Source organism: Idiomarina ramblicola, from assembly GCF_003987255.1.
GTDB classification, from domain to species: Bacteria; Pseudomonadota; Gammaproteobacteria; order Enterobacterales; family Alteromonadaceae; genus Idiomarina; species Idiomarina ramblicola.
On sequence record NZ_PIQC01000004.1, the window covers coordinates 329,971 to 353,025 of the forward strand.

21 protein-coding genes are annotated in these 23,055 nt (G+C 47.0%); 13 read left to right on the plus strand and 8 right to left on the minus strand.

Features of this window, described 5'->3' with window-relative positions:
• Nucleotides 1-130 precede the first annotated feature (130 nt).
• The gene (locus CWI78_RS07170; protein WP_126781641.1) at nt 131-1,279 is read left to right on the plus strand and encodes a hypothetical protein; all 1,149 of its coding nucleotides are present in this window, start codon (nt 131-133) and stop codon (nt 1,277-1,279) included.
• A gap of 745 nt (nt 1,280-2,024) precedes the next feature.
• Here the strand turns inward: CWI78_RS07170 and CWI78_RS07175 are convergent.
• The gene (locus CWI78_RS07175; protein ID WP_126781643.1) at nt 2,025-2,363 is read right to left on the minus strand and encodes a hypothetical protein; all 339 of its coding nucleotides are present in this window, start codon (nt 2,361-2,363) and stop codon (nt 2,025-2,027) included.
• Between the two features lie 36 nt (nt 2,364-2,399).
• Nucleotides 2,400-2,876 carry a hypothetical protein gene (locus CWI78_RS07180; RefSeq protein WP_126781645.1) on the minus strand — a complete coding sequence of 159 codons (477 nt, stop codon included), beginning with the start codon at nt 2,874-2,876 and terminating at the stop codon, nt 2,400-2,402.
• Between the two features lie 133 nt (nt 2,877-3,009).
• Between CWI78_RS07180 and CWI78_RS07185 the strand changes: the two genes are divergently transcribed.
• On the plus strand, nt 3,010-4,236 hold the full coding sequence (locus CWI78_RS07185; protein WP_126781647.1) for a permease: 1,227 nt from the start codon (nt 3,010-3,012) through the stop codon (nt 4,234-4,236).
• Here CWI78_RS07185 and CWI78_RS07190 read toward each other — a convergent pair.
• Complete coding sequence (locus CWI78_RS07190) at nt 4,233-4,592, minus strand: MerC domain-containing protein (RefSeq protein WP_126781649.1); 360 nt, start codon at nt 4,590-4,592, stop codon at nt 4,233-4,235. The genes CWI78_RS07185 and CWI78_RS07190 overlap by 4 nt on opposite strands.
• Before the next feature lie 140 nt (nt 4,593-4,732).
• On the opposite strand from CWI78_RS07190, the gene CWI78_RS07195 reads away from it, so the two are divergent.
• Both CWI78_RS07195 and CWI78_RS07200 read left to right on the plus strand, forming a co-directional pair.
• On the plus strand, nt 4,733-5,608 hold the full coding sequence (locus tag CWI78_RS07195) for a cation diffusion facilitator family transporter (RefSeq protein ID WP_126781651.1): 876 nt from the start codon (nt 4,733-4,735) through the stop codon (nt 5,606-5,608).
• Between the two features lie 12 nt (nt 5,609-5,620).
• Nucleotides 5,621-6,193: a glutathione S-transferase family protein gene (locus tag CWI78_RS07200; protein ID WP_126781653.1), complete on the plus strand. Its 573-nt coding sequence runs from the start codon at nt 5,621-5,623 to the stop codon at nt 6,191-6,193.
• Here the strand turns inward: CWI78_RS07200 and CWI78_RS07205 are convergent.
• Together CWI78_RS07205 and CWI78_RS07210 are read right to left on the minus strand one after the other, a co-directional pair.
• Nucleotides 6,190-7,848 (minus strand): acetolactate synthase large subunit, encoded by a 1,659-nt coding sequence (locus CWI78_RS07205; RefSeq protein WP_126781655.1) that lies wholly within the window; start codon nt 7,846-7,848, stop codon nt 6,190-6,192. The two genes, CWI78_RS07200 and CWI78_RS07205, sit on opposite strands and share 4 nt — an antisense overlap.
• Nucleotides 7,849-8,025: 177 nt before the next feature.
• The gene (locus CWI78_RS07210; RefSeq protein ID WP_126781657.1) at nt 8,026-8,409 is read right to left on the minus strand and encodes a DUF4168 domain-containing protein; all 384 of its coding nucleotides are present in this window, start codon (nt 8,407-8,409) and stop codon (nt 8,026-8,028) included.
• 168 nt (nt 8,410-8,577) lie between these two features.
• Between CWI78_RS07210 and CWI78_RS07215 the strand changes: the two genes are divergently transcribed.
• From CWI78_RS07215 to CWI78_RS07225, 3 genes are all read left to right on the plus strand, one after another.
• A complete protein-coding gene (locus CWI78_RS07215; RefSeq protein WP_244213091.1) occupies nt 8,578-10,065 on the plus strand; it encodes a sensor histidine kinase in 1,488 nt (495 codons plus the stop codon).
• Nucleotides 10,062-11,402 (plus strand): sigma-54-dependent transcriptional regulator, encoded by a 1,341-nt coding sequence (locus CWI78_RS07220; RefSeq protein WP_126781659.1) that lies wholly within the window; start codon nt 10,062-10,064, stop codon nt 11,400-11,402. Before CWI78_RS07215 ends, CWI78_RS07220 begins: the two co-directional genes overlap by 4 nt.
• A gap of 63 nt (nt 11,403-11,465) precedes the next feature.
• Entirely contained in the window at nt 11,466-12,152 is a 687-nt protein-coding gene (locus tag CWI78_RS07225) for a type 1 glutamine amidotransferase domain-containing protein (protein WP_126781661.1), read from the plus strand.
• Nucleotides 12,153-12,159: 7 nt separating this feature from the next.
• Here the strand turns inward: CWI78_RS07225 and CWI78_RS07230 are convergent, their stop codons facing one another.
• Nucleotides 12,160-14,193 carry a TonB-dependent receptor family protein gene (locus CWI78_RS07230; RefSeq protein WP_126781663.1) on the minus strand — a complete coding sequence of 678 codons (2,034 nt, stop codon included), beginning with the start codon at nt 14,191-14,193 and terminating at the stop codon, nt 12,160-12,162.
• Nucleotides 14,194-14,195: 2 nt separating this feature from the next.
• Nucleotides 14,196-15,329 carry a PQQ-dependent sugar dehydrogenase gene (locus tag CWI78_RS07235; protein ID WP_126781665.1) on the minus strand — a complete coding sequence of 378 codons (1,134 nt, stop codon included), beginning with the start codon at nt 15,327-15,329 and terminating at the stop codon, nt 14,196-14,198.
• A 131-nt stretch (nt 15,330-15,460) separates the two neighbouring features.
• Between CWI78_RS07235 and CWI78_RS07240 the strand changes: the two genes are divergently transcribed.
• Complete coding sequence (locus CWI78_RS07240; RefSeq protein ID WP_126781667.1) at nt 15,461-16,972, plus strand: FMN-binding glutamate synthase family protein; 1,512 nt, start codon at nt 15,461-15,463, stop codon at nt 16,970-16,972.
• On the opposite strand, the gene CWI78_RS07245 is transcribed toward CWI78_RS07240, so the two are convergent.
• Nucleotides 16,969-17,883: a hydrogen peroxide-inducible genes activator gene (locus CWI78_RS07245; RefSeq protein WP_126781669.1), complete on the minus strand. Its 915-nt coding sequence runs from the start codon at nt 17,881-17,883 to the stop codon at nt 16,969-16,971. The genes CWI78_RS07240 and CWI78_RS07245 overlap by 4 nt on opposite strands.
• Nucleotides 17,884-18,026: 143 nt before the next feature.
• Between CWI78_RS07245 and CWI78_RS07250 the strand changes: the two genes are divergently transcribed.
• From CWI78_RS07250 to CWI78_RS07270, 5 genes are all read left to right on the plus strand, one after another.
• Complete coding sequence (locus CWI78_RS07250) at nt 18,027-18,572, plus strand: peroxiredoxin (RefSeq protein WP_011235799.1); 546 nt, start codon at nt 18,027-18,029, stop codon at nt 18,570-18,572.
• Between the two features lie 85 nt (nt 18,573-18,657).
• Nucleotides 18,658-19,185, plus strand: coding sequence for a carboxymuconolactone decarboxylase family protein (locus CWI78_RS07255; protein ID WP_126781671.1), 528 nt, complete (start codon nt 18,658-18,660; stop codon nt 19,183-19,185).
• A 129-nt stretch (nt 19,186-19,314) separates the two neighbouring features.
• Nucleotides 19,315-20,547, plus strand: a complete 1,233-nt coding sequence (locus CWI78_RS07260) for a Zn-dependent hydrolase (protein WP_126781673.1) — start codon at nt 19,315-19,317, stop codon at nt 20,545-20,547.
• Between the two features lie 66 nt (nt 20,548-20,613).
• The gene (gene ccoG, locus CWI78_RS07265; RefSeq protein ID WP_126781675.1) at nt 20,614-22,044 is read left to right on the plus strand and encodes a cytochrome c oxidase accessory protein CcoG; all 1,431 of its coding nucleotides are present in this window, start codon (nt 20,614-20,616) and stop codon (nt 22,042-22,044) included.
• A complete protein-coding gene (locus tag CWI78_RS07270; protein ID WP_126781677.1) occupies nt 22,037-23,041 on the plus strand; it encodes a serine/threonine protein kinase in 1,005 nt (334 codons plus the stop codon). The genes ccoG and CWI78_RS07270 overlap by 8 nt, the downstream gene beginning before the upstream one ends.
• Nucleotides 23,042-23,055: the final 14 nt, after the last annotated feature.

Below are 23,055 nucleotides of genomic sequence, written 5' to 3' on the forward strand. Positions count from 1 at the left end.
ATTAAGGGGGGCGATCCTATTGATGTAAAACTAATTAGCAAACGCTGTTACTTTCTTTCAGACTAGGTGTCAATTTTTCTGAAAGTCTAACAAATTTAATTATTAAACTATAGTTAAGATGGTTAGCTATATGAATAAGAAAAAACTTACGTTTTTATCGTTGTTTATAATCTTTTCATGTTTTTCGGAAGCAGAAGTAACCGAAACTGTTTTGTACGACAAAGCTTTAAAACATGCTAGTAATACAGTAAATGAACCCGATACAGGCAAGGTGACAAACCAAAGTCAGATAGAAAAGTCTTTGGACACCGTCGAGAGTCAGCTTCAGACAGTTAGTCAGGAAGTTTCTAGTATAAAGAGTGAGTTACTAGCTAACGGAGGCTATATTTCGGAAGAGGAAACGCGTGAGATAGTCGATAATGAATTAGATGAGCTCAGTAACCGAATGGCAACTCTAATTGGGCATGTAAAGAATATCCACTCAGAGAACTTACGTGTTTTGACTCACTCGAGTGACCAAGCGGTGAACAGTGCTGCTTCATCTGCTTCTAGCTCCCGAGAGTCTTTAGAGTCTTTCGTAAGCTTTGTTCAAATTGTTCTTGGTTTTATTGGTCTGATAATTGGTGTGATCGCCTACTTTATTTATAAAGCTCGTAAAACGGTAGAGGAAACTCATGATATCAGTAGCAGAGTTATCTCCGAGGTTAACCGGCTAAACCTTTTAAAGGAAGAGATAAGGCTGCTACATAAATTAATAGACTTGAAAGACGCTTATCGGCAATACATAGAGGGTAAGGGAAAGAATAATCTTGATGTAGAGCAGAAAAAAAGGCACTTGAATAATCTATCGGGCTCTCTAATTCATGGTTACAAAGATATGAAAAGCTTATGGGAGAAGCAAGATTCAAGTGAGGATAAGACAGAATTTTTGGATGAGCTTACGGAGAATCTATCCTATTGTTGTTCTGTAAAAGGAGTTATAAAGTATAATGAGGGCGATAAACGCGGTGCTGCCGACTGTTTCGAACTGGCTTACATAAATAACAGGTACAACTTCAGAGACCGTATACATAACTACGGTTGCGCTAAAGCATTTACTTATACTCAGTTTCGCAATAAGGACGATCTTGGAAAGGTCGTTGATTGCTATGTTGAGTTGGCGCAATTTGCAGGGGCTCGTGAGCATTTCTTGAAAGATGATGATCTCGATGGTTTAAAAAGCGAGATAGACTGTGAGCTGAAAAAGAGAGAGCAAGAAATGCTCGTAGTTGCGGTTTGAGAGAATTTAATGCTAATAAAATAAAAAGGAGATGCCTAGCATCTCCTTTTCACATCAAACGAAGTCTTCATCGATAAAAAACATGTAATCACCTTAACTACTTACATAGTCTCCGACAAGTTTTGCTCAAAATATCAACTTTGCCTCTGACATTCAATGCTTTTAATGCCTTAAAAAACAGTATGTTAAGACTGGCCCTATCAAAACGGTTAAGTTCATCGCCTGCGGCGACCGAAAAAAGTAATCATTTACATACTTTCATTTCAAAACAGGACCGTATACAGCGTTACCGTATACAATGAAATTCAAACCTAATCCCATAAAGCCTAAGCATAACACAAAATTAGGTTAAGAATCCTAGAGTATTTTTCCAACTGTAATGTGTGACCTCTCCTCCCTCCCTAGAATAGAACCATTATACCTATAAGTGTTACCAACGGTTGAAAGGGCGCCATCGTTTGAACCAGGTGGTTGGCCGGGCTCACGAACAGTAAGCCCTTTAATTTTTTTAAAGCTTTAATGTCATAAGAGTAAAGTTGCTCTTTTTAAATTAAGATCTTTAATGTTAGAAGTGTTGTAATCGCAAATCTAACTCTATTAATAGAGATGAGAAAATTTAAAAACTTTAATGTACGACTACATTTTGTCGTATCTTAAATTTAATACTGAAGATATCTTTATTTTTCTGCGCCATTACTTTTAGGTACTGTTGTATCCTCAATACTTGAAATAATTATTAGAGAGCTCATTTTTCTCTATTCAACAGCATATTAATAACAATACTGAAGAATAAGGCCGTAACCGGAAGTGAGTAAAAGTAAACGGCGGCCAGAGGCGACCCAGCAGTTATTCCTCCACTTGATATCATCCAAAAAGCAGTACCTGTAATGCTGATGTATGAAAGCCACCTTTTGACAAAATGAACTTCTTTAGAGGTACTAGACCGGCTCGAGATATAAATAAAAACATAGACAAAGCCGAAACTCAGGAGCTCCGGCGAGCCAAGAGCCCCCTCTCCTAACATGACAATCGTCCAAAGTACGCCTGCTAAGGGGAGTAGAATATCGTTATCGTTCTTATTCAAATCATTTCTCTTTGCCAATAGGGTAATCATCAGTTTTTAGATTTTTTTCGATAGATAAGGGTCATCTTTATCTTTCTTGTAGACTAAGTAAACTTCTCCGTCTTTGTTTTCAAGGTGTGCTTCATAAATTGTGTCATCTGTTAGGTAAAGTCTTTCTGGTTTTATGAGAACTTTATTGTTAGCGCTATAAGCCATCAAAGCTCCTCTATGGCGCTCTACCCAAAAAATTTCAGAATCTACCTTCAAAGTGCTTACAACTGAGATATTTTGCCTTACAGGTAAGAACATCAAAGCCAATATCGCTATTGTAAGTAGCGCCACAGTTGCTTTTCCAAGCTTAAAAGACAGCAAAGCGACAACCAGAAAATATATCGTTATCAATAAGGTAACTAAAATTCCAACTTCCTTATTTCCGATAATCTGATTGATAAATTTAAACCCAAAATTGTAAAAAATCAGGGTGACAAGAAAAGGTAATGTAAAAAGCAGTAACGCGTTTCTCTTCTTTAACATAAAATTTCTTCGTAGTTTAGTTTTAGTAAAATGTTAATTAATTTCCCTACTATATGGGATGGTTAACTGGAGGGCAATGGCCGGATCTTCCTTGTTGGTATATAGTGAAACTGACAGTTTGTAAGGAGCTATCATGGAGAATTTTCTATCGCTATGGGGCGAATCGGCTTACACCAGCCTGGGTTTTTTCTGGATGGCGTTATGGGCGTTTGTATTAGGTTATTTAATTAGTAGCTTAATCCAAGTGCTTATCACCAAGCGACGAATGCGCAAGGCGATGGGGGGTAATGACCTTAAGTCTGTTTCGTTGGGTACCTTTTTCGGTTTTATCTCCAGTTCCTGCAGTTTTGCTGCGTTATCAACCACCCGGGCTTTGTTTAACAAGGGCGCGGCGTTCAGTGCTTCAATGGCCTTTATGCTGGCCTCCACGAACCTGGTCATTGAACTGGGTTTTGTTATTTCTATTTTCCTTGGTTGGCAGTTTGTGGTGGGTGAATACGTTGGCGGGTTGTTGCTGATTCTATTCGTCTGGCTCTTTATTACGTTAACTAACCCTCAAAACCTGATTAAGAATGCGCGAAAAGAAGACGAAGAGGACGAGGAAAATCAACACGAGAGCACATTATCGGATCTTTTCAGTCAGGATACCTGGCAAAAGGTCGGCCAAAAATACGTAATGGAATGGCAGATGGTCTGGAAGGACGTACTTATTGGTTTCACTGTTGCCGGCGTCATTTCTGCCTTTGTGCCCAGTGCGTTTTTTGAATGGTTGTTTATTGGTGTGGGTACAGAGGGTGATCCGGGTTTCTGGTCTTTACTGCAGCAAGCGGTAGTCGGCCCTGTGGCAGCATTTTTCACCTTTATTGGCTCTATGGGGAACATTCCATTGGCTGCCGTTTTGTTTGGTGAAGGTGTGGCCTTTGCCGGTGTTATGGCATTTATTTTTTCCGACTTAATTGTACTACCGGTGCTCAAAATCAATGCGCGGTATTATGGCTGGAAAATGGCTCTGTACATAGCCTTAATGCTCTTTACCTGTCTGGTCGCGACTTCTTTAGCCATGCATTATGGTTTACTGGCGTTTGATCTACTGCCGGATGCGTCGCAGTGGTCCTCTCCGGCAGAACAACAGCACTTTAAGCTGGATTATGGTTTTGTTTTAAACCTTATTTTCTTACTGCTGAGCGTGGCTATGGTTGTACTTTGGCGACAGAAGCAAAAAGAACACGAACACCACCATCATCATGACCATGGCGGCTCTTCTTCGTTGAGCGACAAGGTCATGAATGGACTGTGCGGTATCAGTGTCCTCTGGTTATTAGGCGGAATGGGCTTTTATCTTACAAGTAGCGCCGGTTAGCTCTGACCGGCGCAATGCTCGTGCTTTAAATGAAAAAAGTGACCACTAATTAAGGTAAGCGAGCCAATAACAGTGAGTAAAATTTCAATTGGGCCATGAAAAAACTGGGCAATAACGACCGCTAAACAACCAAGCGGTAGTAATACCCGACTGAGCTTAGCCTGCGGGTTTTTCCAGGCATAATACCCCTGAAATATCGCCATGGTTAACACTGGAAGCAATAGTAGCTGGTGAAAAAAAGGCGTTTCCAGAGTGCTTACTAACGAGTTGGTTCCCAGAAAAATAAGCAGTATTGGCGTTGCCAGACAATGGACAAAACACAGGCCAGAGAAAAATATACCGAGTCGATCACTCATTTCTTTCTCCTTATAACTGAGTAGTCGATACGAACGACCTAAACATAATGTTATAATATAACAATTAATCTCTGATGTCGAATTCTGGCTCGCTTAGTATTAAGATGAAAACTTACTGAAATTGGTAATTAAGGAGATTTATGCACCACCATCATCACCACGAAAGCTCATCGGAGCGCATCGGTTGGGCGTTTTTTCTCAACCTGTGTTTTACCATTATTGAGTTTATTGGTGGGGTGCTGACCAACAGTACGGCCATTTTAGCTGATGCGGTTCATGACTTGGGTGACAGCATCTCAATTGGTATGGCCTGGTTGCTGGATAAGTTCAGCCGAAAAGACGCGACTCACACTTTTACCTACGGTTACCAACGCTTATCTCTGGTTGGCGCGTTTATCAATGCGGTTGTACTGACCGCAGGCTCTATCTGGATTTTATTTGAAGCTATTCCACGGTTATGGGACCCGGTAATGCCCATGGCCGAAGGTATGGCATTACTGGCTGTGTTCGGCGTTATTGTAAATGGCTATGCGGCGTTTAAACTTTCTCACGGCAAGTCGTTAAACGAGCGTGTGCTCAACTGGCATCTGCTTGAAGATGTGCTGGGTTGGGTCGCGGTGTTAATTGTGTCTATCATTTTGATGTTCGCTGACTGGCCTATTCTGGATCCTTTGCTATCCATTGCCTTCACTCTATTTATTTTAGTCAACGTTATTCGCCACCTGGGCTCGACGATTAAGCTGTTTGTGCAGGCGTCCCCGGATCCGGAAGTTTATCGACAAATACGAGAGCAACTGACATCGTTAAAACTCGTTAACGATGCTCATCATTTACATTTTTGGTCGTTGGATGGCGAACGTCATGTCTTAACGGCACATATTGTGGTATCAAAAGAACTGGAATGCGCAGAGAGAGCGCTTTTAAAACAACAAATATCGGAACAGTTGGCTGTGTTTGAGTTGGCTCATACAACGATTGAGCTAGAGTACCCAGACGAAGCTTGTCGAGATCATTAACCGGAGAAGATCATGGAATTGTTCGGAAGCTATACCTCACCTTATGTAAGACATTGCCGTATTGCTTTACTGGAGACGAAAACAAAATTTTCATTTACCGAAACGGACTTCGAAACCAGCGCTAAATTAAGTCCGGCTAAAAAAGTTCCTTTTCTGCATCACAATGATTTGCGTCTACATGACTCCACCAGCATTCTGAAATACATTCGTGACAAGGCAGATGAACGGTTCTTCGCTGATGCCAAAGATTTTGATCAATATTGTCTGGTCAACACCGCAATGGATTCGGCGATTAACTTGTTCTTACTGGAAAAAGAAGGGGTAACGCCAGACAGCGTGAAGTACCTTAAACGTCAGCAACAACGAGTTGAAGACATACTTCAACTGATGGAAGAGAAAGAGCACGCGGGCGCCTACGAAGGGCCGCACCCTTTTAGTGACGGCGAAGTAAGACTGGGTTGTTTCTTAAGTTGGGGGCTATTCCGTGAGCGCTTTAATTTGGATAAGTATCCGCGACTCCAGGCCTTTGTCGATAAGTTAAACGACTACCCTTACTTCGCGGATACCGATCCGACTCGTTCTTAATTGGCCTTAATGGCTCGGCTGCGTTCGGGAATTTCTTCGTTCAGCAGCCGGTCGTTTTGTGAATAATCTACGGGCACATCAATAAGGTGCACACCGGGTTTGCTAAGGCAGTCTTTTAGCAGCGGTATCAGGTTCTCTGTTTTATCTAAACGGTACCCATTAGCGCCATAAGACTCTGCATACTTCACAAAATCCGGGTTATTGAAATCTAAGCCATAGTCGCTGAGTTTCATGTGCTGCTGTTTCCACTTGATCATGCCATAGCCACTGTCGTTTAAGATAACGACAACAATATCCAGCCCCATACGAACCGCGGTTTCAAGCTCCTGAGAGTTCATCATGAAGCCGCCGTCACCGCATATCGCCATGACTTTCTTTTCCGGGTTGACGAGCTTAGCCGCCATTGCCGAAGGTAAGCCGGCTCCCATTGACGCTAAGGCATTATCGAGTAATACCGTATTCGGTTGACGTGCGGGATAATTACGCGCAAACCAAATTTTGTAAATGCCGTTATCCAGCGCGATAACACCGTCATCTGGCATCACTTCACGGACATCTTCTACCAGCCGTTGTGGTAAAACCGGAAAGCTACCGTCATGGGCTCCTTCATCGGTATGGTCACGCATATGGTCTCGAACCTTCAACATAAAGTCGAAGTCCCAGTGGTCTTGCGGTTCAGTGCCCTCTTTTAATTGCCAGATACTGTTGCCGATATCACCAATCATGCTGGCATGCGGGAAGTAAACCGAGTCTATTTCTGCACCCTGGAAGTTAATGTGTACGACTTTACGCTTGTCGTTGTCGCCGGTTTTCATCATAAATGGGGGCTTTTCTACCACGTCGTGGCCCACATTAAGGATTAAATCGGCTTTTTCTATCGCCCGGTGCGGATAGTCACCATCGGAAACGGCTGCATTACCCAGCCAGCGAGGATGATCTTCGTTGATAACGCCTTTACCCATTTGCGTAGTAATAAAAGGAATGCCGGTTTTATCGACAAAGGCACGTAACATTTTGGCCGTAATTTTACGGTTGGCAGCAGCACCTATCAGCAGAACGGGGTGTTTTGCTTCGCGCAGTAACTCCAGTACATGGCGAACCGATTTATGTTCAGTAATGGGACGGCGCGAATGGCTGGCTTCTATCGGCAGGCTGTTGACCTCTTCGCGGCTGATGTCATCAGAGAGTTCCAGATGAGAGGCGCCAGGGCGTTCATCTTCGGCCCGACGGAAAGCCTCACGTATGTGCGCCGGAATGCTGCTGGCGCTAATAATTGCCTGTGTGTATTTGGTAATGGGGGTCATCATGTCGACCACATCAATGATCTGAAACTGACCCTGATGACGCTCCTTTATCGGTTTTTGTCCGGTAATTACAACCATTGGCATTGCGCCAAGTTGCGCATAGGCGACGGGGGTAACCAAGTTGGTTGCGCCCGGACCTAAGGTCGACAGACACACGCCCGGTTTTCCGGTCAGGCGGCCATAAGTGGCAGCCATGAAACCCGCGCCCTGTTCATGGCGGGTTAAAATGAGTTCGATATCAGATTTTGACAGGGACTCAAGTAAGTCTAGGTTTTCTTCGCCGGGAATGCCGAAAATGTACTTCACACCCTCGTTTTCAAGTGCTTTTACGAATAAATCGGATGCTTTCACTTCGCTTTCTCCTTGCGTTAAAGAATATTCTTCTAGTTAAGCCTACGTAAAGCATAGGAGAGATGATCAAAAAAATCCGTAACCAGAGCCAACTGATTACGGATTTTACAGTCTTGACACAAAAAAAGCCCGCGACTCAGACAGAGCGGCGGGCTTTCGTTTTAAACTAACTACGAATTAAGAGTTTTCTTCGCCCGTCATTTCTTCTAAACGAGCGCGAAGTTCTTCATCATTCTGCGCTTGCTGAATGATCATGTTGTACTCTTGTGGAGTCAGGCCAGCATCTTCAACGGCTGCAATCATTTCTTCCTGAGCAGACTGTTGAATTTCACGAGCTTCTTCCTGGTTTTCTGCTTCCTGGAACTGATCGCGGTATTTTTCAGTCACACTCTGTACGTCTTCCATAGCGGTCACAAACTTAACCAGCATACCTTCAGAAATTTCCTTAGTCTGCTGCTGTTGCTGCTGTGCCATTGGATCCTGAGCTTGTTGCTGTTGAGCCATTGCTGCGGTGCTGCCCAGTGCGAATACTGTTGCTAATGCGATAATTGTCTTTTGCATGATAATCTCCTAAATGAATTTATCTGTTTTAATAACACTCTAACTAAAGCGAAGACTGTGCCAACTTTTCAAGTTATTGATTTATATCGATTTTTGATTTCGGGAAGTTTGAGGCCAGAAAACCCGCCTAAAAATGTGTATCCTTAGTACACAGTCAAAGGAGGTAGTGTGACAAAAAGATACAGTTGGCCATTATCCAGCTTGCAACGACGGCTCCTTATTTATGTTGTTGTTCCTATGCTGCTGATTTCCGGCGTAGCGATAAGTGTTGGATTGCAAGTGGCGTCCGATGAAGCGAATGAGCGCTTAAAGAGTGACTTAGAGTTACTCGGACGAGCTATCAGCTTACCCATAAGCGATGCGTTGCTTAATAACGATTTGCGAACCGTTCAGGCAAACCTGGATTCGGTGTTCAACATTGGCCGGGTTTATGGGGCGTCGGTCTATAACGTATATGGTCAGCAAGTGGCTGAAGCGGGTATTACCGAAACTGACCTCAGTAACAGTCAGCTTGCGTTACAAACCGTTCAAACCGGAATCAAGCAGGATGACTATCGGCGCGTTGAAGGTCGTGATGTTTTCTCTCAGTTTCTTCCTATTGTTGATCGCGGGGGGCGCATTATTGGTTTGCTGCAAATAAACCGGCGAGCCAGTGACTTTGACGAATCTTTTGAAACGCTGAGCCAATACGCCTGGTTGAGTTGGGCGGCATTTGGGTTGATTACGATTGCTGTATTGGTCTTCGGCCACTATCGCGGAGTGGGCCGACATGTGGTGGCATTAAAGGATGCCATGCTGCAGGTGGCAGAAGGTAACCGCAGCACTCGTGTAACACCTGCCGGACCGTCCGAACTGCAGGAGGTCGCCCAGGGCTTTAACCGCATGTTGGATAGTATTACTGAAGCCGAGCGAGAGCTGGAGCAGCGACGTGAGCATGAGGCTTCGCTACAACAAGCCTTGCGAGAACAGGAGAAAATGGCGGCTATTGGTAGCGTGGCCAGCGGTGTGGCACACGAGCTGGGAGCCCCGCTTACCGTTATTGACGGACGCGCCAGCCGGTTACTGCGTAATCATAAGGACGACGACAGCCAACGCCAGTTAAAAGCCGTGAGAGGTCAGGTGCAGCGATTGACCGGGCTGGTGAATCAGTTGCTCGCTTTTTCCCGAACGCCGGTACAGCAGCGTGAAGCCATTTCGTTGCGTGATTTAGTGGCAACGGCAATGACCAGTATCGAGTTCGAACAAGATAAAGGCTCGGCCAAAGTTGCGGTGAAAGAACTGGTCGATGTGATTCTAAAAGTAGACATTAAGCGACTGGAGCTGGCGTTAGTTAATGTGTTGCGTAATGGGTTGCAGGCCGCTAAATCAGAGGTGTTAGTGGCAGCTGAATTGGTTGACAGCGGCTTGGTTATTACCATTGACGACGACGGTGAGGGGCTGCACGAAGTCATGAAGGACAAGGCATTGCAGCCATTTGAAACGAATAAACCGCAGGGTAAAGGTACTGGCCTCGGTTTAACGATAGTCAAACACGTATTGAATGATCATAACGGAGAATTGTCTTTGACCAATAACCCGGGTGGTGGCTGTCGAGTCACCTTAAGTTTGCCCGCGCAATGCATTCGGCAAGTGGTCACCAATGGAGGTAACGAATGACAGCAGCGAAAGCCATAATAGGCGTTATTGAAGACGACCCGGCTCTGCAGGAGTTACTGGTTGAAGAACTGGAAGCCGAGGGTTACAAGGTAACCGCCTGGGGCTGTGTCGAGGATTTTAAAAAAGCAGCAGCGCCACTCGATTTGGTCATCAGCGATATCCGATTACCGGGACAGTCCGGGTTGTCACTCTTAGATAGCCTGAAAAATGACGATACTGCGCCAGCGCTGCTGTTGATAACCGCTTTCGGTACCGTTGATCAGGCCGTTGATGCCTTAAAACAGGGGGCCGATGACTTTTTAACTAAACCTCTGGATGTCGAGCACTTATTGCTGAGTGTCCAACGTATTCTTGAGCATCGCTCACTGCAGCGGGAGCTAAAACGTTACCAGCAGCAACAAAAAGGGCCGGGAGGGCTGGTTGGACAGAGCCCGGCAATGCGCAAGCTTTATGACCAGATAGAACGTATTGCGCCAGCTGACGGCAGCGTCTTAATTACGGGTGAAAGTGGCACCGGCAAAGAATTGGTGGCTAAGGCATTGCATCAGTTAAGTGATCGCGCCGAGCATAGTTTCCAGGCGGTAAATTGCGCCGGAATTCCGGCCGACTTAATGGAAAGTGAATTCTTTGGACACGCCGCAGGCGCGTTTACCGGCGCACAGAAAAAGCGTCAGGGTTTGCTGAAGCAGGCAGACGGCGGTACTTTATTGCTGGATGAAATTGGTGAGATGCCAATGGCTTTGCAGGCGAAGCTCTTACGTGTATTGCAGGAAGGGACTATCCGGGCTGTTGGCAGTGACGAGGAAGAAACGGTTAATGTCAGGATACTGGCGGCTACTCACCAGGACTTAGAAAAGCACGTTGAAGACGGACGCTTCCGGCAGGATTTATTTTATCGTCTCGAGACCTTTAGTTTACGAGTGCCACCTTTGCGTGAGCGTGGCGAGGACATAGAGCGATTAGCGAACTATTTTTTACAGCAGTTGCAGAAAAACAGTGATAAAACCGTCCGTAGTATCTCTCCGGCAGCGCTTGAGCAACTTTACCGTTACCGGTTTCCGGGCAACGTAAGGGAACTTCAAAACGCTATTGAACGTGCTTTTACTTTTTCCCGGGACGATAAAATTGCGGTTGAAGACTTACCTCAAAGAATCCTCGACAGTGAGCATGATCCAGAAGTGGATTACACTGCCGAGTGGCCGACTCTGGATGACTATCAAAACCAGTACATTCGCAAAGTGCTGGCGCACGCTGAGGGAAATAAATCTAAAGCCGCCGAAATTTTGGGGGTTACCCGGCGTACCCTATATCGTTGGCTGGAACAGCACGGCGAGTGATCAATCAGGCATTTTATTGCGTAGTCTATAATAGGCTTGAAAGTCATTTAACGGGAGTAATAAGTGAAAGTATTAATGGTATTAACCTCACACGATAAACTCGGTGACACAGACCATAAAACGGGGTTCTGGGTAGAAGAGTTTGCCGCTCCGTATTATGTGTTTACTGATTCTGGTGTGGATGTCACTTTGGCGTCACCTAAAGGTGGTAAACCACCAATTGATCCGAACAGCACGACGCCCGATGCGCAGACCGAAGCAACAGAGCGTTTCGATAAAGACAAAACGGCGCAACAGAAGTTAGAAACCACTTGTAAGTTGAATGACGTTGATCCGGAAGATTTTGACGCGATTTTCTATCCGGGGGGCCATGGGCCGCTATGGGACTTAACCAACGACGAGCATTCTATTAGGTTGATTGAGCATTTCTGGAGTAAGGGTAAACCGGTATCGGCTGTTTGCCACGCACCAGCCGTGCTATTGAACGCCAAAACACCCAGTGGTGACCCGATTGTTCAGGGCCGTACGGTTACGGGTTTCAGTAACAGCGAAGAAGCGGCAGTAGAGCTTACCGAAGTCGTTCCCTTTCTGCTCGAAGATGAGTTGACCGCCAAAGGCGGCCATTATCGCAAGGTAGAGGACTGGCAGGCTTATGCGGTGCAGGACGGCATGCTGATTACCGGTCAGAACCCAGCATCATCAGAGCAGACGGCTCAGCGCCTGCTCGATGTGTTAAGAACTCACCTGTAAAACGGGTTTAAAAGCGTCGGCGCCAACTGATGCCGACGCTTGCTTGCCGCCCTACAGCGGGTTCGAATGAACGCCCGCTTCCCTGATTGACGACAACGGCGCCTACATAATCTTTGTCTGTAATATTATCAACCCGTGCCCAGACATCCAGTTCACTCTTAGACCACTGCCAATCACGGCTTACCGCAATATCCCAGGTGGTATAAGACGGCGCAAAGGTGTCATTGGCATCATTAACCGGTGTCTCGTTACGGTACTGTCCGGCTAACTGAACCAACCATTGCTCTGTGGGCTGCCAGTTAAGGCGCAAATAGCCCTGACTTTTTGCGACACCGGGCAACTGATTACCCTGCAGTGGGCCATTATCAAAGGTTGCATCGATGTAGCTGTATGACAGCAGTAACTCTAATTGTTGCGTTAGCGCCCCGTTAATACTCAGCTCTGCACCTTCCCGCGAGGTTTCTGATGCGTTGCGGTAGGTCGTGCGCCCATCGTTTGATTGATCCACCAGTATTTCGTCTTCACTTTTAATACCAAAGAAAGCAAAGTGCAGACGCCAGTTTTGCGGCAGTTGGTGCTTGATACCCCACTCCCACTGATCATTCGTTGAAGGACCCAGCTCGCGGTTCAGGCCTGAGCCCTGGTTGCGGTACGCCAGTTCAGTTAGTGTCGGCGTTTCAAAGCCCTGCCCGACACTCAGGTAAGTCGCCGAGGTTGGCAGGAATTGCCAGGTAACCGAAACGGCAGCGGTGGTCTCGCTAAAGTCACTGTTGCCGCTGTCGTCGGAGTTATCCAGTTCAGTAAAATAGTCTTTTACCTCATAATTGATGTCGCTGTAACGGACTCCGCCCGATGCTGACCACTGTTCTGACAATTGCCACTGAAAACGCAGATAAGCGGAAGCATTTTCTATCCAGTTGAATTCGTTGCGTCGCAAGTCACCCTTTTCACCGCTGTCATTCACATAACCAAAGCGGTGATCCTGCTGGCGCTCTATTTGTGCTCCAACGGTTGCCGACCAATTGACTCCGCGCTGGCGCCAGCGGGCATGGGCCCCCTCGAATTGGCGCGATACATCGATAACGGCACCGGAACTGGTATTGTCATCACCGGCAAACGGCAGAAACTGCTCAATATCGCGATCGCCCTGCCACAGTGAGACTAACCCTTCACCGTTGTCGCGCTCATGAAACCAGCTAAAGGAGCCCTGACGATGGTGAATATCTTTCCGTGTGTTGAAGTCCACCGCCCGTTGTACCGTTTGAGTCGGGTCTTCACGCCAGGCTTCGGGTGTTAGCGCGCTGGGGTCCTGCAACAGTGGTGCATCGTTATTATCGTAACGGATAATGAACCGGTTTTGATCATCCCACTGATGATACCAACGCACCGCCTGCTGCTGGCGCTCGGCGGAATTATGTCGGCGTGGGCCATCCGTCTGAAAATCCGATGCCAGAAGTTGCAGTTGCTTATTGTCAGTCGCCCACTGGGCATTGACGTTATACCGCTGAGTATCATTCTCGCTGAACTGTCCACCCCACTCCAGCGAGGTTTCAGTCGGTTTGCGGCTGAACCATTCAACCACACCACCACCGGAGTTACCGTACAACGTTGCTAAGGGGCCGCGTAACACCTCAAGCGAATCAATGCTGTCGAGAAAAATGCTGGAGGTTTGCGCCTGACCGTCCGGCATCGACAGAGGAATACCGTCAACGTTTAGCTGCAAACCTCTGACCCCAAAGGCTGCTCGTGAGCCAAAGCCGCGAACTACCAAACGGGTATCCTGCGCATAATTGTAACGGTTGTCAGCCTGAATTCCCGCAACGCCAGCTAATGCATCACCGGCGTCAACCTTCATTGAAGGTAAGGTACTTTCCACATTAACCCGGTCGATACTGGCGGCTGTGGTTAACCAGGGAGTTTCACTTTGTGTTGCGGTAACCACAACGGTCTCATCAACATCTGCAGAATGAACAACGAAAGAGGCCGCCAATAAAGGCAGCCCCGTATAAGTGAGTTTTCTAAATACAGCTGAATACAACATAATTAATCCGCTGGTTTTATCTGAATAATGGCACCGTCAGACTGGTCGGTTAGTAAGTAAAGGTAACCGTCGGGTCCTTGGGTAATGTCACGAATGCGTGCATCAACGGCATCTTCAAACAAGCGTTCTTCATGCATCATACGGCCTTCATACAAGTCCAGGCGAGCAACTACCGAGCTTTTCAGGGCCGCCACAAAGAAGTCACCTTTCCATTCAGGGAAGGCATCACCGGTATAAAAGGTGGCGCCGGCTGTTGCAATAGACGGAACCCAATAATAAAACGGTTGCTCAGTGCCTTCTTTTACGGCGTCTTCGCTGATGGTTCCGCCACCGTAGTCAACGCCATAGGTCACTTCTGGCCAGCCATAGTTTTTACCGGCTTCAGGAATATTCACTTCGTCGCCACCTTGAGGGCCGTGTTCAACCGACCATAACTTTCCGGTTTCAGGATGAATATCAGCGCCCTGAACGTTGCGGTGACCATAGGACCAAATTTCGTCAAGTGCGTTGTCATCGCCAACAAAGGGGTTGTCTTCCGGAATACTGCCATCGGGCCAGATACGTACGATTTTACCGTGATGGTTATCCAGTGTTTGCGCATCATCCATGCGTGAATAACGGTCACCGAGAGTAATATATAAATGTCCCTCAGGAGAAAAGACTAACCGCGAACCAAAGTGTGCATTGCTCTCATATTTTGGTGCCTGGCGAAAGATAACTTCTTTATCCGTAAATTGTTTGTCTTCAAGTTTGGCACGCATAACGGCCGTACTGTTGCCTTTACCGTCGTCCTGGGCGGCTTCGGAGTAGCTAATGTAAACCCAGTTGTTTTCCTCAAAGTCCGGGTCAACGGTTATATCCAGCATACCGCCCTGACTTTTAGCAACAACTTCCGGCGTGCCACTGATTTTCTCGCGGTAGCTACCATTAGCTGATACCCAGTAGATGTCTCCCGATCGTTCTGTCACCAAAATGCTTTTATCGGGAAGGAACGTCATCCCCCATGGGTTGGTAAAGCCATCCGCCAGTGTGCTGACGCTCACTTTATGGCGTTCGGTTTCGACATCTTCGGCTGTAGCTGCGGTGCTTACAGACGCCGCTAACATTGCAGTTAAAACAAACTTTGGATTGAACATAGGTCTCTCCTTGTTATTGAATTATTTAGAGTATACGTCATTCTTCAGAATTTTGATGACACTGCGCTTGATCTGTTTGTCGCTTTGACCGTTAATACTCATATCAGTTACTTAAAATGTATTGGGTACCCATGAGCGGCAACGTATTTAGCACGGACTCGTTACTTGTCTTAGCACAGTGGTTAGCGGCCACTTTTGTATTGGTCATTATTGCGTTGGTCGTTTCTGTCGGCGTCATGTATGTTGTCGACAGAACCCAAAATCGGCATACCATCCGCCATAACTACCCTGTGATTGGGCGTTTCCGCTATATGTTCGAACGCATGGGCGAGTTCATGCGTCAGTACTTCTTTGCTATGGATCGCGAAGAGATGCCGTTTAACCGGGCTCAGCGTAGTTGGGTGTACCGGGCAGCCAAGAACGCTGACCGTAACGTTGCCTTTGGTTCAACGCGCGACTTAAGTCGTACTGGAACCATTATTTTCAGTAACGCGCCTTACCCGCCCATGGCTGAGCAGGCAACCTCTCCTGAGGCCATTATTATAGGGCCTTATTGCCAGACGCCTTATTCTCCGGTGTCGTATTTTCATATCTCCGGAATGAGCTACGGTGCGTTATCACCCGTTGCGGTTAAGTCTTTGTCACAGGGCGCTGCAAAAGCGGGTTGCTGGTTGAACACGGGCGAAGGCGGTTTATCGCCTTATCACTTAATGGGGCACTGCGACATTGTTTTTCAAATGGGTACGGCGAAGTTTGGGGTTCGTGATAAAGAGGGCAAGTTAGACGAAGAACGATTAGCCGAGTTGGGACGTCACGACAACGTGAAAATGTTTGAAATTAAGCTAAGTCAGGGCGCAAAACCGGGTAAAGGGGGGATTCTGCCCGGCGTTAAGGTCAATAGTGAAATTGCTAAAATTCGAGGCATCGTAGAAGGTGAAGACGCCATAAGTCCCAACCGTCATCCGGAAATTAGCAATAATGAAGAGTTGCTCGACTTTGTTACCAAGGTACGAAAAATAACCGGTAAGCCGACGGGCTTTAAGTTTGTTATGGGCGACCCATCCTGGATAGACGAACTGATAGACTGTATTTTGGCCCGTGGTGAAGAATATGCTCCTGACTTTATTACGCTGGATAGCGCCGACGGAGGAACGGGTGCCGCGCCTCAACCGTTAATGGATTACGTGGGTCTAAAAGTCACCGAAAGTCTGCCGATATTGATTGATAAATTAACTGAAGCTGGACTCCACGGGCGTATCCGAGTGATTGTCTCTGGCAAAATGATTACACCAGCCGATGTGGCCTGGGCCATTGCTATGGGTGCCGATTTTGTGACCTCGGCACGGGGCTTTATGTTTTCATTGGGTTGTATTCAGGCTATGCAGTGTAACAAGAACACTTGTCCAACCGGCGTAACAACGGATGATCCTAAGTTAATGAGGGGGCTGGATCCGGAGGATAAGTCGGTACGTGCGGCTAACTATCACAAATACATGGAATATGGCGTCAATATTATTGCGCACTCTTGTGGTGTCACCGATCCACGGCGGTTAAACCGTCGCCACGCGCGGGTCATTAAGCCGGATGGGGAAAGCATTAGTCTGGCGGAACGTTATCCGCTACCGCCAGCCAGACGACGTTAATTAAGTGTGTTAACCGGCAACAGGCGGGCAATTTCTTCTGCGACTTTACGGAAGGTTTGCCGGCGGCTGGTGGTTGGCCGGTAAACCAGACCAATATCGCGGGAGGCCTCCTGGCCTGTTGGCTTTAATGAAACAAGAGCGGTGTTTTCCAGAATACCCTGATCTATCGCCATTTGCGGAACAAAAGTCGCGCCTAACCTCGCGTCGGCCATTTGTACCAGGCTGTGCAAGCTAGTGGCTGTAAAGGGGTTCATCTTTATTGAGTCAGTAAGCTGGCAGGCGGCTACCGCGTGACCAGTCATGCAGTGCTCTTTTTCCAGTAGGAAGATACTGCGATCGGGCAGTTTGTCGTAGTCAACCGGTTCGCCGACAGTTTCTGCCAGATCTTTATGCAGAACCAGTTTGAATGGGTCTCTGCCCAGTATCCACTTCTGATTTCCTTGTATGTCCATAGGTAGTGCCAGCAGTAGAATATCCAGTTCGCCGTTACGTAAACGGTGTAACAAATTCTGGGTTGTGTCTTCGGAGAGTTGCAGCAGCAATTTAGGAAACTTGTCTTGTAAGTTTTTACTGAGCTCTCCAATCACAAAAGGGGCTATGGTGGGAATAATGCCCAGTCTTAATGGGCCTTCCATAATATTACCCTGCCCCTGAGCATAATGGAGTAACTCTTCTGAGGCGCTGATAATGTCCCGCGCTTTCTCCACAACCTCTTCGCCTAAGGCGGTAAAAAGAAAGGACTTATGGTCACGCTCAATAAGCTGGCAATCCAGTTGCTCTTCCAGATTTTGAATGCCACTGCTTAACGTCGACTGGCTGACATTGCATTCGGCCGCCGCGCGATTAAAGTTTTGTTCCTGATGCAGCGCCAGCAGGTAGCTTAGGTTTTTCAGACTTGGCAATTTACTCATGGGGCACCCGTCGCATTTTTAATTGGTATTTTCGATTATCATAATTCGTTTTATTCGTTTTATCCAATTTGTCTCCGTCCGTACACTAGCTCTCGACTCGTTAAGGAACGAAACATTTTAAATCCCAATCAAGGAGACCATTTATGTTAACAGTAGGCGATAAACTACCAGAATTCAGCGTTATTGCGGCAAAACCTAAGTTCAATATGCCGGAAGAGAATGGCGAAAGCGCTTTTGAAACTATCGACAACAACAGCTTTGAAGGTAAGTGGAAAATCATTTTCTTCTACCCGAAAGACTTCACTTTTGTTTGCCCAACTGAAATTGTTGAGTTCGCAAAACTGAACGAAGATTTTGCTGACCGCGACGCGGTTGTTATGGGCGGCAGCACCGATAACGAATTTGTGAAGTTGGCATGGCGCCGTGAGCACCCTGACCTTGACCGCCTGAACCAGTATTCTTTTGCTGACGACGGTTCTTTGGTCGACGGGTTAGGTGTTCGTGACAAAGCTGAGAATGTTGCTCTGCGTGCGACCTTCATCGTTGACCCGCACAACGTTATCCAGCACGTATCGGTAAACAACCTGAACGTGGGTCGTAACCCGGCAGAAATCGTTCGTATTTTAGATGGTTTGCAGACCGATGAACTGTGCCCTTGTAACCGTGCATTGGGCGGCGACACCCTTTAATTGGTGGTTACTTCCTTAAACTAAGCGCTGATGGTATTGCCATCGGCGCCTGTTCCGCACTTTCAGAGGATTTCAGGAGTAAAGAATGGCAATTGCAGACTACAAGCAGTTATTGGGTGATCACAGTAAAGACACCAAGCTTAACCTGTCGAGCTTGTTCTCAAATGTTGAGCAGTCAGGTTTAACCAACGACCAGTTCTATGGCACAGCGCTTTCTCTGGTTTACACCTTGTCGGACGACGAGCTGACCCAGGCAGTGGAAGAAGAAGCCGAGGGCAAAATTGAAGATAACGTTAAGACAGCAGCAAAAACAGCGGCGTCTTTAATGGCAATGAATAACGTTTATTATCGCTTCTTGCATTTATCGAGCGATAAACAGTTTTCTAAGCTTCCTGCGGGGCTCCGCATGAACGCGATGGCTAATCCGGGTGTGGATAAAGCTGACTTTGAGTTGTTCTCATTGGCAGTATCGGCACTGAACGGTTGTGGCATGTGTATTGATTCGCACGTTCAAACCTTGCTGAAACATGATGTTTCAGCGCAAGCGATTCAATCGTCAATTAAGTTGGCGGCGGTACTTAATGCAGCCTTAACTGCACGCAAACTGTCGTAACCCTCTAGGGGCTCCCCTTAGCCCCGTGCAACCTTTGCCCGCGCCTTTTGGTGCGGGCTTTTTTATGAGTGCCTTTTTGTTGCTCTGTAGTTTATGTCCTACGCTTATAACAGAAGCTAAGGAGGTACTATGCTGAGTATTAATTCAGATCGTTTAAAAAAATCGGTGCTTGAACTGTCTAAGATTGGTTATAACGAAACCGATCATGGTGTGTACCGTTGGGGCTTTACCGATGCTGATATGGAAGCCCGCCGCTGGATGATGGAACAGGCTAAAGCCGAAGGTTTTGAAACCTTTATGGATGGTGCGGGTAATGTATTTTTTGGTCTGGGCGACTATCTTAAAAAACCGGCTGTCCTTACCGGCTCTCATTTAGATACGGTTCCGGCGGGTGGTATTTTTGATGGCGCTTTGGGCGTTCTGGCCGGGTTCGAAGTTTTGCGCTCGATCAAAGAAAACGACATTAAATTAAGGCATCCTGTATGGGTGGTCGGTACCGCAGAAGAAGAAGGTCGATTCGGTGGTATGATGGGGTCGCAGGCGATTGCCGGCGTACTGAACCCAGATTGGCTTATGTCAGCTCACGATGCCGACAATGTGTACCTGAAAGACGCTATGGCTGCTCATGGCATGAGTGTGATGGATGCGCTGGATGCAGCCTGGCCACCAGAGCGATTGAAAGCGTTTTATGAACTGCACATAGAGCAAGGTCCGGTGTTGTTCCAAAAGGACATTACCATTGGTGCGGTAGAGGGCATTTCTGGTGTCTTTAAATGGATAGTGCACTTAAAAGGTAAAGCCGATCACGCTGGTACGGCACCGATGCATATGCGCAGTGACGCCTTTATGGGGCTGGCAGACTTTGCGCATGAAATCGAGCGCATTATCGCCGAAGACGGCACAGAAAAAACACGTATTACTGTGGGGAAAGTGGATTTAAAACCGGGCAGCCCGCACACCGTACCCGGAGAAGCCGTATTTACAATTGTCGGTCGTGATATGAGCCCGGATGTGATGAAAGAGCTTGCTGATTCTTGTAATAAAGCACTGTCCGCCATTGCCCGTAAACACCGCTTAAAGTTTGAGTATGAACAAGTGAGCTGGTTAAACCCTCAGGCGTGTTCAGTGAAGTTGACAAAACAGATAGAAGAGAAGGCAAAAGCAAGAAAGTATTCGTGTCTGAAAATGCCTAGTGGGGCTGGGCACGACGCGCAGTTTTTTACTGAAATTACAGAGTCCGGGCTTATTTTCATCCCTTCTGTCAACGGGGTCAGTCACGCTCCCGATGAGTGGTCGCACTGGCACGATGTGGAGGCCGGTTGTAACATACTTTTTGATTGTATTATTGATTCAGCTCAGTGAGCTGCGCAAACAGTTCGGATCCGTTATACTGTGCGCACCTCGCCGTGATACTAAGTGGTATTGTTCATGGAACAAAAGATAACGGTTCAGTCTGCGGATAAGGTCAAAATTCACCGTCCGGACGGACAAAAGCACAACAATAACTATTCCCCTCGTAGCCGCATTTATGTGCGCGACATTAAAGGTGCGATGGAGTACTTCCGACGTGGCTTTGGCTTTCTTCTTCTCGCTGTATTTGCGCTTATTCCCTGGCTCACTTATCAAGGTGAGCAGGCGGTGCTGCTCGACATTATGGAGCAGCGTTTCCGTATCTATGGTTTAACGCTTTGGCCTCAGGACTTCACTGTTGTTGCCTGGTTTGCCATTGTGGCCGCTGTTGCTCTATTTTTTGTGACGACCATTTTTGGCCGGGTCTGGTGCGGTTTTATGTGCCCACAAACCACTTGGACGTTCATTTTCATGTGGTTCGAGAAAAAGTTTGAGGGTCCCCGCAACAAGCGCATTAAGCTGGATGAGCGCAAAATGGACTTCGATAAGTTCTGGCGTAAAACGGGTAAACAAGTTAGTTGGGTGTTGGTGGCCTTATTAACGTCGATGAGCTTTGTCGGCTATTTCACCGATGTGCGTGAATTGTTTCTGACCTTCTTTACCCTGGACGCCGGCTTCTGGGCAACGTTCAGCGTTCTTTTCTTCGCCTTCTGTACCTATGGTAATGCTGGTTATATGCGGGAAATCATGTGTACGCACATGTGTCCATACGCCCGCTTCCAGTCGGCTATGTTTGATAAAGATACTTACACGGTGTCGTATGACGCAGAGCGAGGAGAGCCACGCGGGCCTCGTGCACGCAAGGCCGATCCGGCTGAGAAGGGCTTAGGTCACTGCATTGACTGCTATATGTGTGTACAGGTGTGCCCGACCGGTATCGATATTCGTAATGGCTTGCAGTATGAATGTATTGATTGTGGTGCCTGCATTGATGCCTGTAATGATGTTATGGATAAGATGAACTATCCAAAAGGACTGATTCGCTTTACCACCGAGCGTAACCTGGCGGCCAAAGACAAAAAAGACAAGACCAACCCGTGGCGAATGAAAAGCATAGGCTACTTTATTATGGTGCTGGCGGTCAGTGCGGTATTGGTCTGGGATATTGTCAGTCGGGTCCCTCTGGAAGTGGATGTATTACGGGACCGGAATCAGCTGTTCAGAGAAAATATTGAAGGCCAAATTGAAAATGTCTTTACTTTAAAGCTGGTAAATAAGTCGCAGCAGGACGTGACTTACCGTATAGAGGTCAAGGGGTTTGAAGAGTTCGAACTGATTGGTGATTCCACTAAACAGGTTTCTGCCGGTGAGGTTGGCACATTGCCGGTAACGGTAGCAGTTCCGCCCTCTTTATTGAAAGAACAGGTGACAGAGTTTTACTTCGTGGTAACAGCGGTTGATAATGCGGATATAACTAATACGCATCAGAGCCGCTTTTTATATGAGTAATCTTACAGAGAACGCGTCAGACTTTGCTTTTCAGGGGCTGACACCGGATCTCGTTGTTAATGCTTTAGAAAGTGTCGGCTTGTATCCCGCTTCGGGTTTGCTGGCACTGAATAGCTATGAAAACCGGGTCTATCAGTTTGCTGATGATGATCGCAAACGCTATGTGGCAAAATTCTATCGACCGCAGCGCTGGCACACAGAGCAGATTGAAGAAGAGCTTGAGTTTGTTGAGGAGCTGGCGCAAGCTGAGGTGCCGGCAGTGTCTGCGTTACTGCTGCAGGGTAAACGACTGCATGAGTTTGAAGGCTATCGCTTTTGCGTTTACTCCAGTATTGGCGGGCGGGCGTTTGAACCCAATGATTTGGACGAGCTTGAGCGTTTGGGACGTCAAATTGGACGTATGCATGCGGTGGCTCAGGCCGGCAAGTTCAAAGTTCGGGAAACCATCGACTATGACGGCTTTGTCGAGCAGTCGGTAGCCGAATTACGACAGTCCGCGTTATTGCCCCCAGAGCTAAAAGACGCTTTTTTCGCCATTCTGGATCCCTTAAGTGAACGTTTGCGTTCTACCCCTCTGCAGGACTTTGATTATCAGCGTCTGCATGGCGACTGTCATATAGGTAATATTTTGCAGTATGAGGAAAAGCTGACCTTCGTCGACTTTGATGATTGTCGCTCAGGGCCTGCAGTGCAGGACTTATGGATGATGCTGAATGGTCCACATCAGGAACAGACATTACAGATGGATGCACTGCTCACTGGCTACGAAGACTTTTGCGAATTTGATACTGCTCAGTTGATATTAATTGAACCTTTGCGCAGTTTCAGAATCATTCAATATATGGCATGGTTATCACGCAGGTGGCAAGATAGTGCTTTTCAAAGAGCGTTCCCCTGGTTTGCAGAAAGCCGTTATTGGGAACAGCAGATTCTGGCATTGAAAGAACAATTGGCGGGGCTGGATGAAGCGCCGCTGAACCTTGGTTTTAACGGATAGCGTTAACAGATAAT